Here is a 12,622-nt window from a genome sequence, read left to right on the forward strand (position 1 = left end):
GCCATGTTGAGCCTTTTGATTGGGATCCCGTTGTTGGGGAGCATCTTGATTGGGTTGATTCCCGAGCAGGCGGGGAAGGGCTTGCACCGGGCTTTGGCCTTGGGGTTTGGGTGGGTTTTGTTTGGCCTGAGCGCGGGGCTGTTGCTGATCTTTGACCCCCACCTTGGATCCCTGCAATTGGCGGAAAAGATGGCCTGGATCCCCCAGTTGGGCTTGGTTTATGAGGTGGGAGTGGATGGGATCTCTCTGCCTTTGGTGGTGATGACCGGGCTACTGGTGCTGATGGCCATTTGGGGCAGCGGCCAGGTGGAGCGGCCCCGCCTCTACTACAGCTTGGTGCTTATGCTGGCGGCAGCGGTGGCCGGAGCTTTTTTGGCTCAGAATTTGCTGCTGTTTTTCCTGTTCTATGAAGTGGAGCTGATCCCCCTGTATTTGCTCATCGCCATCTGGGGAGGGCCGCGCCGCACCTATGCCGCCACCAAGTTTTTGGTTTACACCGCTCTGTCGGGGATCCTCCTCTTGATTGGCTTTTTCGGCCTCAGTTGGCTGAGCGATGCCCACAGCTTTACCTACACCGTCCTGCAGGCCCACCCTTTACCTCGGCTGTCGCAGATCCTTTTGCTCATTCCCATTCTGCTGGGCCTGGCCATCAAGATCCCCTTGGTGCCCTTCCACACCTGGTTGCCGGATGCCCATGTGGAGGCTTCCACCCCCATTTCCGTGTTGCTGGCAGGTTTGCTTTTGAAGTTGGGCACCTACGGCCTGGTGCGCTTTGGCCTGCAGCTCTTGCCGGATGCCTGGGATCAAGCCGGGCCTTGGCTGGCCGGTTGGGCGGTGGTTAACGTGCTGTATGGATCCCTGAACGCCTTGGTGCAGCAGGATATGAAAAAGCTGGTGGCCTACAGCTCCATTGCCCACATGGGCTACATCCTCTTGGCTGTAGCAGCAGCCACTCCCCTCTCCCTGGTGGGATCCATCTTTCAGATGGTCAGCCATGGCCTCATCTCCTCGCTGCTGTTTCTTCTGGTGGGAGCCGTCTATGCCAACACCGGCACACGGGATCTCAAGCTGCTGCGGGGATTGCTCAACCCGGAGCGGGGCTTACCGCTTATTGGCAGCTTGATGGTGCTAGGGGTGATGGCCAGTGGCGGCACACCGGGCATGGTGGGCTTTATAGCTGAGTTCACCCTCTTTCGGGGCAGCTTTGCCGTCTTTCCCCTGCAAACGCTCCTGTGCATGGTGGGGACGGGATTGACGGCGGCCTATTTTCTGCTGATGGTGAACCGTGTCTTTTTTGGGCGCCTCTCGCAAGTGGCCATAGCCATGCAACGCCACGCCACTGAAGAGCGCCTGCCTGCTGTTGTTTTGGCAACGCTGGTGGTGTTACTGGGCCTGCAGCCTAGCTGGGCAACCCGCTGGGTGGAGTCCACCACCTTGGCCTTGGCCAAGGCTAACCTAGCTGGTGTTGCAGGACTGGTCACTGCCTTTCAGTTTGGGTTGTCTTCCTTTTGATTGTCTTCCTTATTGATGATTTGATGAGATCGACGGAGTTTCTTTTGCTCCCATGACTGCCACTCTTGCTCCTGCTCCTTCCTGCTTCTTTCTGGCCGGCTTATCTCCTCTGGAGCAACTGCAACTGGCTCCCATTGTCCAGCGCCTAGAGGCAGGGGGAGCCCTTGTGCCGGATGCCCCTGCCAATCGCCTAGAGGTCATTGGCATCCTGCATAGCTACGGCGAGGTGCTGGATGCCTATTCGCGCAATTTGATCTTTATTGCCGACCACCAATTTTTGGAGCTCTTCCCGGCGTTTAAGTATTTCAACGGCGAGATTACCCTGGGCAAATGGCTGCGCTACCTGTGGCATGACCGCATCAACTACGAGTTTGCCGAATACTGCATGAAGGCCATGCTCTGGCATGGGGGAGGGGGGCTAGACCGCTACCTGGATACCCCTGAATTTGTCGAGCGGGCCAAGAGAGCCATCCGGGCCAAAATCCGCTTCAATCCCTTCTTGCAGGGCTTGGGGATCTTGTTTCCCGACTTTGCTCTGGAACAGGTGCGCATGCTGGCTATGTACAGCGGCTTGGGCCAGTTTTGGCGGGTGATGAGCGATATTTTCCTGTCTCTGTCCAAGCGCTCTGAGACAGAACCCCACCTCACCATTCCCGAGGTAGTGGCCCACATTCAGCAAGGGCTGGTGGCCGCCGCCGACAAACCCATCGCCTATGCTCCCTGCATCTGGGGCCGGCGCTATGAGATCATTCCTCTCTCAGCAGGCCTGACCTTCCTGCCGGATACGGCCATCCCTTATGTGGAGGCGGTGTTTTTCCGCTCTTTTCCCTTTATGGGTACGGTTTCCTACAACGCCCAGGCCGGTCAGATTCCGCAAGAGCAGGCGGATTTTGCCTATGGGGCCCTGTATGCCGACCCACTGCCGGTGGGGAGCGCCGGGATCCCACCCACCCTGTTGATGCAGGATATGATGCGGCACTTGCCCCCTCGCTTGCGGGAACACTACCGCCGCAACCTGCGCGGGGAGGAGGATCTGCGGGTCAAAATCTGCTTGAGCTTCCAGAAAGCCATGTTCTGCGTCACCACTGCCGCCCTGCGTGCCCTCGCCCCTTTTCCTCTGGAAACTCAGGATCCCCAGCAGCAGTTGGCCAACCGCAAGTTTCTGGCTCCTTGGCTGCAGCGCCTGCTGGGATCCCGTCTGTTAAAGGTGCAGGAAGAAAGGGTTGAGGCCTAGCTGAGCTGGGAACTGCTACTTTTGGTTACTGGAAGGGGGATCCCCTTTTCGGATACAATATCTGCGCCCAGTTGAGCAATGGGGTGGCGTAGCCAAGTGGTAAGGCAGAGGTCTGCAAAACCTCTATGCGCCAGTTCGAATCTGGCCGCCACCTTTTAAACCTTACTTGCATCCCAAGCAGGGCAAGCATGAAAGACAAGCTGATATTGATGATCCCCGGCCCCACTCCCGTTCCCGAGAGTGCTCTGCTGGCGATGGCACGAGGGCCCATCGAGCACCGCAGCAAAGAGTTCACCGCCATTTTGGAAGAGGTCACCGATGGGTTGCGCTGGCTGCACCAAACCACCTCCGATGTGTTTGTCTTTTCCGCCAGTGGCACCGGCGCTATGGAAGCCGGGATCCTCAACACCCTCAGCCCTGGGGATCGGGTTTTGGTGGGGGTGAACGGCAAGTTTGGGGAGCGCTGGGCGGAAATGTCCGAGCAGTTTGGCCTTCAGTGTGAGCGGGTGGAAACCCCCTGGGGGATCCCTTACCCCGTCGAGATCTTCCAAGAAAAGCTGGCTGCCGACCGGGAAAAAACCATCAAAGCCGTCATCCTCACCCACTCGGAGACTTCCAGCGGCGTAGCCAACGATGTCCAAGCCATTGCTGCTGCTGCCCGCGAGCACGGGGAAGCCCTCGTCCTGGTGGATGGGGTCACCAGCGTGGGGGCAATGCCGGTGTTAATGGACGAATGGGGCTTGGATGTGGTGGCCTCGGGATCCCAGAAGGGCTATATGATCCCACCAGGGCTGGGATTTGTGGCCGTCAGCCCGCGGGCCATGGCCGCTACGGAGCGCTCTAGGTTTCCCAAGTACTACTGGAGCTTTAAGCTGGCGCAAAAGGCCCTGCGCCGAGGCACCACTCCCTTTACACCGGCGGTGAACCTGTTTTACGCCCTGCAGGTTACCCTGCGCATGATGCGCGCAGAAGGGTTGGAAGTCATCTACCGGCGTCATGCCAAGCTGGCCCAGGCCACCCGTGCTGGCGTCAAGGCTCTGGGGCTAAAGCTCTTGGTTGATCCAGAGTCAGCGGCCAGTCCTTCGGTAACAGCTGTACTCGCTCCCGAAGGGATCAACGCTGACACCATCCGCAGCACCTTGAAGAAACACTTCGACATCGCCCTTGCCGCTGGACAAGACCACCTCAAGGGCAAAATCTTCCGCATTGGCCATTTGGGCTTTGTGAGTGACCGCGATGTGCTGATGACCTTGGCTGCTCTGGAGTCAGCTTTACACACCGTGGGCTACAGCGACTTCACCCCAGGGGCGGGAACTCGCGCCGCCGAGGAAGTATTGGCCCACGGCTTCTGAGCCCCCAGCTCAGTAGTCTTTGACCCATAGCACTGACCCTTGCCCCTGGCTACAATGGGGGGACATGCTTAATAAAACTTCAGAACCCAAGGGTGGCTATGGTTGTCAGCTTGGAACGGGATCCCTGCGTGGTGCCTTCTGCTGGGGAGTTGCGGCAGGTGCTACAGGGGGTTGGCCCTCGTTCTTGTCCCTTGCAGTACAACTTTCACCTACACACTCGTTGTTCGGATGGGCAGATGGATCCCGTGGATCTGGCGGAGCAGGCGCGCCGGCACGGCCTCAAGGGCCTAGCCATCACCGATCACCACACCCTGAAGGGCTACGAGCGAGCCCGCGCCCACCTGGATCGTCCCGACGACCCCATCCTGTGGCCGGGGATCGAGATCACAGCCAACCTGTTGGGCTGTGAAGTGCATATTCTGGGCTACGGCTTCGATCCCACCGATAGCGTCCTGGATCCCTTTGCCCAAGGGGAGCAGGTTCCCGGCTTGCCCGCCGCCGACGCGATCCAGGCCATTCAAGCGGCAGGAGGCTTGGCGGTGTTGGCCCATCCCTTTCGCTATTGCCTGCCTGCAGAGGAAATTGTCCCAGCAGCAGCGGAGTTGGGAATAGATGGCCTTGAGGTCTACTACGCCTACAAAAACCCGGAGATTTGGATCCCTAGCCCAGAAGTGACGGAGAAAGCGGAAGAGTTGGCCGAGGCCTACGGACTTTTGAAAACCTGCGGCACCGACTCTCACGGCCCCAGTATCCTGAGGCGGATTTGAGCCAGGCTACCCAGGTGGAGAACGGGCTGCTACGGGCGTGGATAGAGCAGCTGACCAAGCCGACGCAACTGCTCTGCGGTGCCCATGCACAACAGCAGATCCCCCGGCTGCAACAGGGTTTCTCCGCTGGGGCCACCGATCAACTGGCCATCCGCCCGTCGAATCGCCACCACCAAAGCTCCGGATCGGTTGCGCAAATCGGCTTTCCGTAGGGTTTGCCCGACATAAGGACATTCTTGGGCTGCCAGCTCGTACTCCTCTAGGTAAAAAGTGCGATCCCGACCGACAAGGATGCCATCCACAAAGTCCACAACCCGGGGGCGTAAGGCAGCCGCCGCCATGCGTTTTCCGCCCGTGATGTAAGGAGAAATGGCATGGGCAACGCCCGCCCGCTGCAGTTTTTGCAAAGCCTCCTCCGTATTGGCGCGGGCAATGGTGCGAATGCGGGGGTTCAAGGTGCGGGCCGACAAGACCACGTAGAGGTTCTCGGCATCGGAAGACAGGGCGGCAATCAGCCCCTCCGCCTGTTGCACCCGCGCTTCGAGCAAAGTGGCATCTAGAGTACTATCCCCCTGGAGAGCCACATATCCCAGCTCTTGAGCCACCTGAATCGCCTCAGCAGACTGATCGATCACCAAAAATGGCACCCCTTCTGCTCGAAACTCTTGAGCCACCTGCCGCCCAATGCGCCCAAAACCGCAAATGATGTAGTGGTTGTTCAGCGCTTCCATCTGTTTCTTCCATTTCCGCTGCCGGATCCCTTCCTGAAAATGTCCCTGGATGAGGGCCTCTGTAAAGCGATTCACCATGAACCCAATGCTCAAGACCCCCATCAGGATCAAGGCCACCGTAAACAAACGCCCCCGATCCCCCAGCGGATCCACCTCCATAAAGCCAACAGTGGTCAGGGTGATGATGGTCATGTAAAAAGCTTCCACCCACGGCCACTGCTCCACCCCGTGGTACCAGAGGGTGCCGATCAGCACCACACACACCAATGCCCCCACACCCAAGCCGAGGTCTCGCCGGATCCCGGGATCCCTTTTGGCAGCCTGGAAGGGGGGACGAGCAGAAGCCATAGAGCCCAGCCAGATCTAGCCCAGGAAAAGGAAGCAAGAACTAGAATGGGGAAGAACCCGTTGTTGTTCGGTAACAAGCGGAGTGCCGATGCCTGAATACATCAAGGTGGAATATCGGATCGACAAAAACGGACAGGTTACCGAGACCGTACTGAACGGTTCTGGCTCCAGTTGTACCCTAGCTACCGCCGGCTTGGAATCGGCGCTCGGAGCCGTGCAGAAACGGGAGCTCTTGCCGGAGTTTCACCAACTGACTGAAATCGAGAGGGAGTCAGAAGTCTCTTTGAAGCAAACCTGCTGACCCCATATCCATTTGCCTAGGGTTCTCACCGTCTCCTCATTTTTTCTTTTTGCTCCCCTTCCCGGCCGTATTGCCGGCCCGTGCCGCTCCAACCGCAGCCTGAAACAGCCAAACAGCCAATGGAGCAGCGACAACCAAGATGATGCTGGTGGGGCCGACGCCAAAATCCGGCTCGCCAGAAGCCAACTCGAAAATTGAGCCAACAGCAGCAATGGCGCTGAGGCAGGAAACGGCCAAGAGCAGGTAACCTTTAACGCTGGTGGTCATAGAGAACCCGTTTGTGGACTAAACTTGTGCGGCTCGAAGACAAGCCGGTTAGATGCGTATTCATTCGCTAAAAAGCCCTCCCACTCCTGAGAGGGCTAACTTTTATGCTAAAAGCAGGGATCCCTGTCCAGCAAGGCAAAACCAAAGGTGGGATCCCTAGCAGATAGGGTGCGGATTTAGCCGTTCACGATGATCTTGCCGACCATTCCGGCCCCGCGGTGGGGCGTGCAGTAGTAGGTGTACTCACCTGGAGGAACATCAACAAAAGCTGACTCCACAACCTGCTTGGGAGCTGTAAGCAGCGCCTTGTGGGAGAGTTTGGCGGCCAGAGCCGCATCTCCACCGGGCACCTTGTCAAAGACGACGTTGTGGGGATAGACCTTGTTGTTCACCCATTGGACGGTATCCCCTTGATTGATGGTGAGAGAAGGCGGATCGTAGACCAACTGGGCTTTGTCGGATCCCATTTTGACGATGTAGGTTTCGGCAGCAGCAGGGTTGGACAAGAACGCCACAGCCAGCCCCCCAACCACAAGGCTGAGCAGGATGAGCTGCAAACGCTTCACCAGGTTAAAAACTAGAGACATGGATTCCTCTCAAAACGCAACAGCAGTTATCCCAGACTTTGCGGCTCCGTTGTTCCCTTCCAGGTAGTGAAGAGAACCCAGCCAGGCGGAGGGACAGCAGGGACAGTTGGATTCCCAATGTTCATTATAAGGGGGCTCATCCCAAAATAGAGCATGCCCACCTATGGAGCGGTAGCATCCGTTCTTTAACAGAAGGCCACAGCAGACCGAACCCGTCAAACAACAGAACTCTCTCGCGGGTCTATGGCAACACTTCTGCTGGGCAACCCGATGCGGCTGGATCCCCAACCACTTGGGGTAGAGCATCTTGGCAGTTGGCGAGCGTGCGCAGGGAACCGAGAGCCAGTTTTCCGGGTCGTCCTCATCTCTACCCAAAAGTGCTTCGCAAAGTTTCGCAAAGTAGAGATTCTTTTTCCGTGGGATCCCTTAAAGTCCAAGAGTGTCTTGCCTAACAAATCCGTAGGGTTGTCGATGCACAAGAAGGGCAAATCATCCTAATCTCAAAGAGCAGGTTCTTGGATGCTGCTGGTCGGTATTCCTTTGAGATTCCTCAATAACATCACCTGAAAGTCAGTTGGTTGTTCAGCCCTCACCAAAATAGGGAGTCTGTTAAGATGAGCGTACAGCGTTCACCCGTAGTTGGTCCAAGCAAGAGTCGGCTTGCAACAAGTTTAGAATCGACGGATCAGCGGCTTAACATTCAAATCTTGGCCCGGTGTATTGGCACTGCCTTGAACCTGGGCGCTCCTCTCAGGGTTGAAGTGCACTACACCTCACAAGCTCGGTAGCAAGGTTTTCTTGGCAGGCCGCTCTAGGGGCACAGCTGCTACTATGGTTTGTGCTTGCCTGGGGCTAGAGTGATTTTTGGGCTTCTTATTTCGTTGTATGTCCCTATAGTCACTGCTGGCTGGAACAGCACATCTGAGGTCTCTCTAGAAGAGAGGAGCTGGGCATAAGCCGACGATTTTAGTCTGGCTGGATTGAGACAACTCTATTCACTACATCATCACATAGTCATTTCAAGTTAGATTAAGACACTTTACTAATTGCTACGCAGTGCCGTCCAAACGCTCTGCGCCGCTTCCGCAACCACCCCCAACCCCTCTCCCATAGGGAGAGAGGAGCTAGGAAGCAACACAACGGAAAAGTCTCCTTCCTGCTTAAAGTGTGCTTAAAGTGATTGTATTTAGCAATGCGCAATGCAGCTTCTGTGGGGCAGGGATCCCGTTCGTCCAAAGCCTTAGGGCTGAAAAACCTGCAGGTCATATTAAACTGCGTGCGGAGTCTACAGAGCTAGTTCTGAACAATCCCCTGGATGATGGCTTCCGTAAGGCGGTCTAATCCTCCCAGGTCAGCTCTCTCGTTTTGGGAAAAGGGGTGAGGACAGTCGCCCAGCAGGCCGGAGAGCAGGGGAACTCAAACTGGTCAGAGCAGCCACAAGCACTTGGCCCAGAAAACCTTCTGCCAAGGGGGCACGGCGCTCTCAGTTGGCTTAACATTATTTCATGACTGGGCTTGGCCTTCACCTTGTCGAGGGCAGCTGGCCCGCCCAGGGTTCGGCTCAACTTCCTTCCCATTGCAGGCAAAACGACCATGGTAGGCATCTTCAGGCGCTTGTTCGGCTGGCGTGGTCAAGCTGCGGCCACGTCCTCACCGGAAACTTTTGCTAAACCAACCCCTACGAAAGAGAGGAAAGACAATACTTTTTTTCTCGACCCAGATGAAGCCAAAACCCTTGGCAACATTGAGTACATGCGCACCCCCAGGATCGTGAAGCACACCTTCCAGGATTTCGGCAGCAAGGAGAAGGTGGAGGTGGTGGAGCAGGTCTCTTCCCTCAGCAAAGTTAAGTTGTCCACAGAGCAAGCCAAAACTCCTGAAACTGCTGCTGAGCAGGGATCCTCCGCTTCAAGCAGCAGCGGAGTAAGCCCACGCCGTCAAGGGGGATCGGACATGGATACCTTCCGCAATATGGCCCGCAGCCTAAAACGCAAATAAGCCAAACTCAGGTTGATCCCTGTCAGAGCCAACCAGAGGCTGGATCCCAGCTTTCCTCTTCGCAGCAGCGACAGGCGTGATACAACTGCTATCGAACCGGCTAATCTGCGACTGAACTGAGGAGGAGCAATGGCGATTAAGCGAGGCACCTTGGTGCGGGCTATCCGCGAGAAACTGGAGGGTAGCTTAGAAGCGCAGGCAAGCGATCCTTTTATTCCCAACTACGTTTTCGAGACCCCCGGAGAAGTCGTGGATATCAAAGGTGACTACCTGCAGATTAAGTTTGGGGCTGTTCCCACCCCTACGGTTTGGCTGCGGGCGGATCAGGTTCAGGAGATGGCGGGTTGAGTAGAAGCACGGAATGTTTCCCATCTGCATACCCCGTGATGGGGTGAAGGGGGATCCATGGCACTCCTGGCTGCTCCCAACCGTGAACAAATCCTGCAGCGTAGGCAGCTTTTGCGTCGGCAACGGCGCAGCCGATTCTGGCAGGGATCCTGGCGCCTGACCGGTTCGATGACCCTCTTGGCGCTGCTGGTGCTGGGCCTACGGCAGCCCCACTGGCAAATTCGTCAGCCAGAACAGATTCAGGTAAAGGGTGCCCACTGGGTCGATCCCGCCTGGATACGGGCACAATTGCCCCTGCAGTATCCCCTCAACATTTGGCAGGTGCAACCGGCTGTTTTGGAAAGGGCTTTGCTGGGATCCCCGACCCGCCCCTCTCCCATCGAAAGCGTCCAGGTGCAGCGGCGGCTGCTGCCGGTGGGTGTCATCGTCCAGGTGCGGGAACGGCAACCTGTTGCGCGGGCGCGATGGGGCGACCAGATGGGCTGGGTGGATGTCCAAGGCAACTGGCTGTCTCCCGATCCCTACCGTTCCCCCGCGTCTTGGCCTGAGCTGGAGCTGCTGGGCTGGGAGAACCACACCCCAGAGCAATGGGCGCTGTTGCTCAGGGCTTTACAGCAGTCTGAAATTCAGATCAGGGCAGTGGATTGGCAATCTGGAGCGGGAATTACCCTGCATACTGAGCTGGGCAACGTCTACCTGGGGCCGATTTCCGACCGCTTGCCCTTGCAAATTCAGACCCTCAACCAAATGCGGGATCTGCGCCGCTACTGCGAGTGTACGCCCGACGACATCGTCCACATTGACCTCACCAGCCCCAGTGTGCCCACCTTGCAACTTACCCCCACGGCCACCCAGGAGCGCTGGAAAGACGTGCGGATGCCCTAGCTTTGCTATGAACCCGGTGCCGGCGGTGGAGGTGAACCAATTGTGGACAGCTTATCCCGGTCATCCGCCGGTGCTGCAAGGGCTGGATCTACGGGTCGAGGTTGGGCAACATCTGGGGGTGATCGGCCCCAATGGCGCGGGTAAAACTACCCTGTTCCTCACCCTCTGCGGCCTGTTGCCCCCCTGCTCTGGCCAGGTGAGTTTGTTTGGCCAGCCGCTGCGGCCCGGCCAGTTTCGCCCCGAGGTGGGGCTGGTGTTTCAGGATCCCAACGACCAACTGTTTGCCCCATCGGTGGCCGAAGATGTGGCCTTCGGACTGCGCAATTTGGCCCGTCCTGAGGCGGAGATTGCGGCTGCCGTTCAGGCCGCCCTGCAGATGACCGGCACCCTCCATTTGGCCGATCGTCCCCCCCATCACCTCTCTGGTGGGGAAAAGCGCATGGTTGCCATTGCCGGGATCCTGGCGATGCAGCCCCAGTTGGTGCTCTACGATGAGCCGACGGCCAACCTCGATTTGCGAGCCCGGCGGCGGTTGATGGTTTTTTTGCAACAGGCCGCCCACACTTTTCTGCTGGCTTCCCACGATCTGGAGCTGATCCTGGAGGTGTGCGATCAGGTCATCCTGTTGGATCAAGGGCGGATCTGGGCCCAGGGATCCCCAGCCCACCTGATGGGCCGAGCCGACCTCATGGAAGCCCACGGCCTGGAAGTGCCCCCCTCGCTGCGCCGATAACGACAAAAGTTGAAAAGATATCAAGAATTATTTTTAAGCTGACAACATTTTTGCCTCTCTTAATAAAAAGCTATCGTGCTAATTAAAAATATTGATTTTCGTCCAGGATTGAGTGGGGATATCATTTTGTTAAGTCGGGGATCCCTTCTCTGAGCTGTCCTAGTCAATTTTGTATGATCGATTTTGTACAAGAAAGATGTGGACTTAGCTCAGAGTTGGCAGCTTTGCCCGCCTGAGTGACAGTTGCGGTTAACCCTGATGGCTCCTACAACCTGTTCTGACTTCAGTCGGAGGTCTGTGGCTCAGAGCCTTCTCCCCTCAGAGGGGGGTCTCTGGTGGCTGGGGTAGGTGTCGCCGGGAAAAGCTGTCAATCGAGATTTGGGCAGAGGATCTCTCTGATGAAATCGAAAGGAGATTGCATGAGCGAACCCAATAAGCGAGATCAATTTGCCTTGTTGCTGGGTTCGACAGCGTTCAGGAACTGAGTGTGTTCAAAAGTGGAGAGTTGATATGCCTATTGCAGTTGGAATGATCGAAACCCGCGGGTTCCCGGCAGTGGTAGAAGCTGCCGACGCCATGGTCAAGGCAGCCCGCGTTACCCTGGTGGGTTACGAGAAAATCGGCAGCGGTCGGGTCACCGTGATCGTGCGGGGGGATGTCTCGGAGGTGCAAGCCTCGGTGGCTGCCGGTTTGGAGTCTGCCAAGCGGGTGAGCGGGGGTGAGATTCTCTCCCACCACATCATTGCCCGTCCCCACGAGAACCTGGAGTTTGTGTTGCCCATCCGCTATACCGAGGCGGTAGAGCAGTTCCGCACCTAGTCCCCACTTCAGTAAAGTTCGCACCCCAGAAAGTTCGCACCCCACTTTCACTTTCAGCGTAAGGAGTACCTATGGCTATTGCAGTTGGAATGATCGAAACCCTGGGCTTCCCGGCAGTGGTAGAAGCTGCCGACGCCATGGTCAAGGCAGCCCGCGTTACCCTGGTGGGTTACGAGAAAATCGGCAGCGGTCGGGTCACCGTGATCGTGCGGGGGGATGTCTCGGAGGTGCAAGCCTCGGTGGCTGCCGGCATTGACTCGGTGAAGCGGGTGAACGGCGGCCAGTTGTTGTCTTGGCACATTATCGCCCGTCCCCACGAGAACCTGGAGTACGTGTTGCCCATTCGCTACACCGAGGATGTGGCTCAGTTCCGCGAAGGGGTCAATGCCATCCGTCCCTTCACCCGTCCCTGATGCGTATTGCCATTGTGCGGGGCACCGTCACCAGCACTCAAAAGGATCCCAGCTTGACGGGCGTGAAGTTTTTGTTGGTGCAGTACGTCGATCTCGAGGGCCAGCCGCAACCCGATTACGCTGTGGCTGCCGATCCGGTGGGGGCCGGCATTGACGAGTGGGTGCTGGTTAGCCAAGGCAGTGCCGCTCGCCAGCCGCAAGGAAACCAGACTCGCCCGCTGGATGCAGTGGTGATGGCGATTATCGATACGGTCAGCGTTGGCGGTCGCTCTCTCTACAACAAGCGCGATCAACGCTAGCTGGGATCCCTTCCCTTCTCATCTCTCT

General features: G+C 57.4%; 15 protein-coding genes and 1 tRNA gene. 13 read left to right on the forward strand and 3 right to left on the reverse strand.

Annotation, left to right across the window (positions count from 1 at the left end; genetic code table 11):
• Positions 1-3: 3 nt before the first annotated feature.
• The 5 genes from NW805_RS02720 to NW805_RS02740 all read left to right on the forward strand — a co-directional run bounded on the left by NW805_RS02720 (position 4) and on the right by NW805_RS02740 (position 4,865).
• A complete protein-coding gene (locus NW805_RS02720; protein ID WP_414421566.1) occupies positions 4-1,512 on the forward strand; it encodes an NADH-quinone oxidoreductase subunit M in 1,509 nt (502 codons plus the stop codon).
• 52 nt (positions 1,513-1,564) lie between these two features.
• Positions 1,565-2,746 (forward strand): CO2 hydration protein, encoded by a 1,182-nt coding sequence (locus NW805_RS02725; RefSeq protein ID WP_414421567.1) that lies wholly within the window; start codon positions 1,565-1,567, stop codon positions 2,744-2,746.
• Between the two features lie 82 nt (positions 2,747-2,828).
• Positions 2,829-2,900: transfer RNA gene (locus NW805_RS02730), tRNA-Cys, on the forward strand.
• A 34-nt stretch (positions 2,901-2,934) separates the two neighbouring features.
• The gene (locus NW805_RS02735) at positions 2,935-4,098 is read left to right on the forward strand and encodes a pyridoxal-phosphate-dependent aminotransferase family protein (RefSeq protein WP_414421568.1); all 1,164 of its coding nucleotides are present in this window, start codon (positions 2,935-2,937) and stop codon (positions 4,096-4,098) included.
• A gap of 98 nt (positions 4,099-4,196) precedes the next feature.
• Positions 4,197-4,865 (forward strand): PHP domain-containing protein, encoded by a 669-nt coding sequence (locus NW805_RS02740; RefSeq protein ID WP_414390406.1) that lies wholly within the window; start codon positions 4,197-4,199, stop codon positions 4,863-4,865.
• A gap of 29 nt (positions 4,866-4,894) precedes the next feature.
• Here the strand turns inward: NW805_RS02740 and NW805_RS02745 are convergent, their stop codons facing one another.
• On the reverse strand, positions 4,895-5,944 hold the full coding sequence (locus NW805_RS02745; protein WP_414421569.1) for a potassium channel family protein: 1,050 nt from the start codon (positions 5,942-5,944) through the stop codon (positions 4,895-4,897).
• A gap of 88 nt (positions 5,945-6,032) precedes the next feature.
• Here NW805_RS02745 and NW805_RS02750 point away from each other — a divergent pair, with 88 nt between their 5' ends.
• Positions 6,033-6,245: a DUF2997 domain-containing protein gene (locus NW805_RS02750; RefSeq protein WP_414421570.1), complete on the forward strand. Its 213-nt coding sequence runs from the start codon at positions 6,033-6,035 to the stop codon at positions 6,243-6,245.
• Positions 6,246-6,281: 36 nt separating this feature from the next.
• On the opposite strand, the gene NW805_RS02755 is transcribed toward NW805_RS02750, so the two are convergent.
• Positions 6,282-6,512, reverse strand: a complete 231-nt coding sequence (locus NW805_RS02755) for a hypothetical protein (protein WP_011433402.1) — start codon at positions 6,510-6,512, stop codon at positions 6,282-6,284.
• Between the two features lie 176 nt (positions 6,513-6,688).
• A complete protein-coding gene (gene petE / locus NW805_RS02760; RefSeq protein WP_011433401.1) occupies positions 6,689-7,099 on the reverse strand; it encodes a plastocyanin in 411 nt (136 codons plus the stop codon).
• Between the two features lie 1,752 nt (positions 7,100-8,851).
• Here petE and NW805_RS02765 point away from each other — a divergent pair.
• The 7 genes from NW805_RS02765 (at position 8,852) to NW805_RS02795 (ending at position 12,594) form a co-directional block, all read left to right on the forward strand.
• Positions 8,852-9,097: a hypothetical protein gene (locus tag NW805_RS02765; RefSeq protein ID WP_414421571.1), complete on the forward strand. Its 246-nt coding sequence runs from the start codon at positions 8,852-8,854 to the stop codon at positions 9,095-9,097.
• A gap of 129 nt (positions 9,098-9,226) precedes the next feature.
• Positions 9,227-9,445, forward strand: coding sequence for an NAD(P)H-quinone oxidoreductase subunit O (locus NW805_RS02770; protein ID WP_011433398.1), 219 nt, complete (start codon positions 9,227-9,229; stop codon positions 9,443-9,445).
• A gap of 57 nt (positions 9,446-9,502) precedes the next feature.
• Complete coding sequence (locus NW805_RS02775) at positions 9,503-10,330, forward strand: cell division protein FtsQ/DivIB (RefSeq protein WP_414421572.1); 828 nt, start codon at positions 9,503-9,505, stop codon at positions 10,328-10,330.
• A 7-nt stretch (positions 10,331-10,337) separates the two neighbouring features.
• On the forward strand, positions 10,338-11,063 hold the full coding sequence (locus tag NW805_RS02780) for an energy-coupling factor ABC transporter ATP-binding protein (RefSeq protein ID WP_414419084.1): 726 nt from the start codon (positions 10,338-10,340) through the stop codon (positions 11,061-11,063).
• 510 nt (positions 11,064-11,573) lie between these two features.
• Positions 11,574-11,882 carry a carbon dioxide-concentrating mechanism protein CcmK gene (locus NW805_RS02785; protein ID WP_011430450.1) on the forward strand — a complete coding sequence of 103 codons (309 nt, stop codon included), beginning with the start codon at positions 11,574-11,576 and terminating at the stop codon, positions 11,880-11,882.
• A gap of 71 nt (positions 11,883-11,953) precedes the next feature.
• Positions 11,954-12,295, forward strand: coding sequence for a carbon dioxide-concentrating mechanism protein CcmK (locus tag NW805_RS02790; RefSeq protein WP_414421573.1), 342 nt, complete (start codon positions 11,954-11,956; stop codon positions 12,293-12,295).
• Positions 12,295-12,594: a EutN/CcmL family microcompartment protein gene (locus tag NW805_RS02795; protein ID WP_011433394.1), complete on the forward strand. Its 300-nt coding sequence runs from the start codon at positions 12,295-12,297 to the stop codon at positions 12,592-12,594. The genes NW805_RS02790 and NW805_RS02795 overlap by 1 nt, the downstream gene beginning before the upstream one ends.
• The last annotated feature ends 28 nt before the right edge of the window (positions 12,595-12,622 follow it).

Source organism: Synechococcus sp. W60.1, assembly GCF_047461575.1.
Taxonomy (GTDB): Bacteria; Cyanobacteriota; Cyanobacteriia; order Thermostichales; family Thermostichaceae; genus Thermostichus.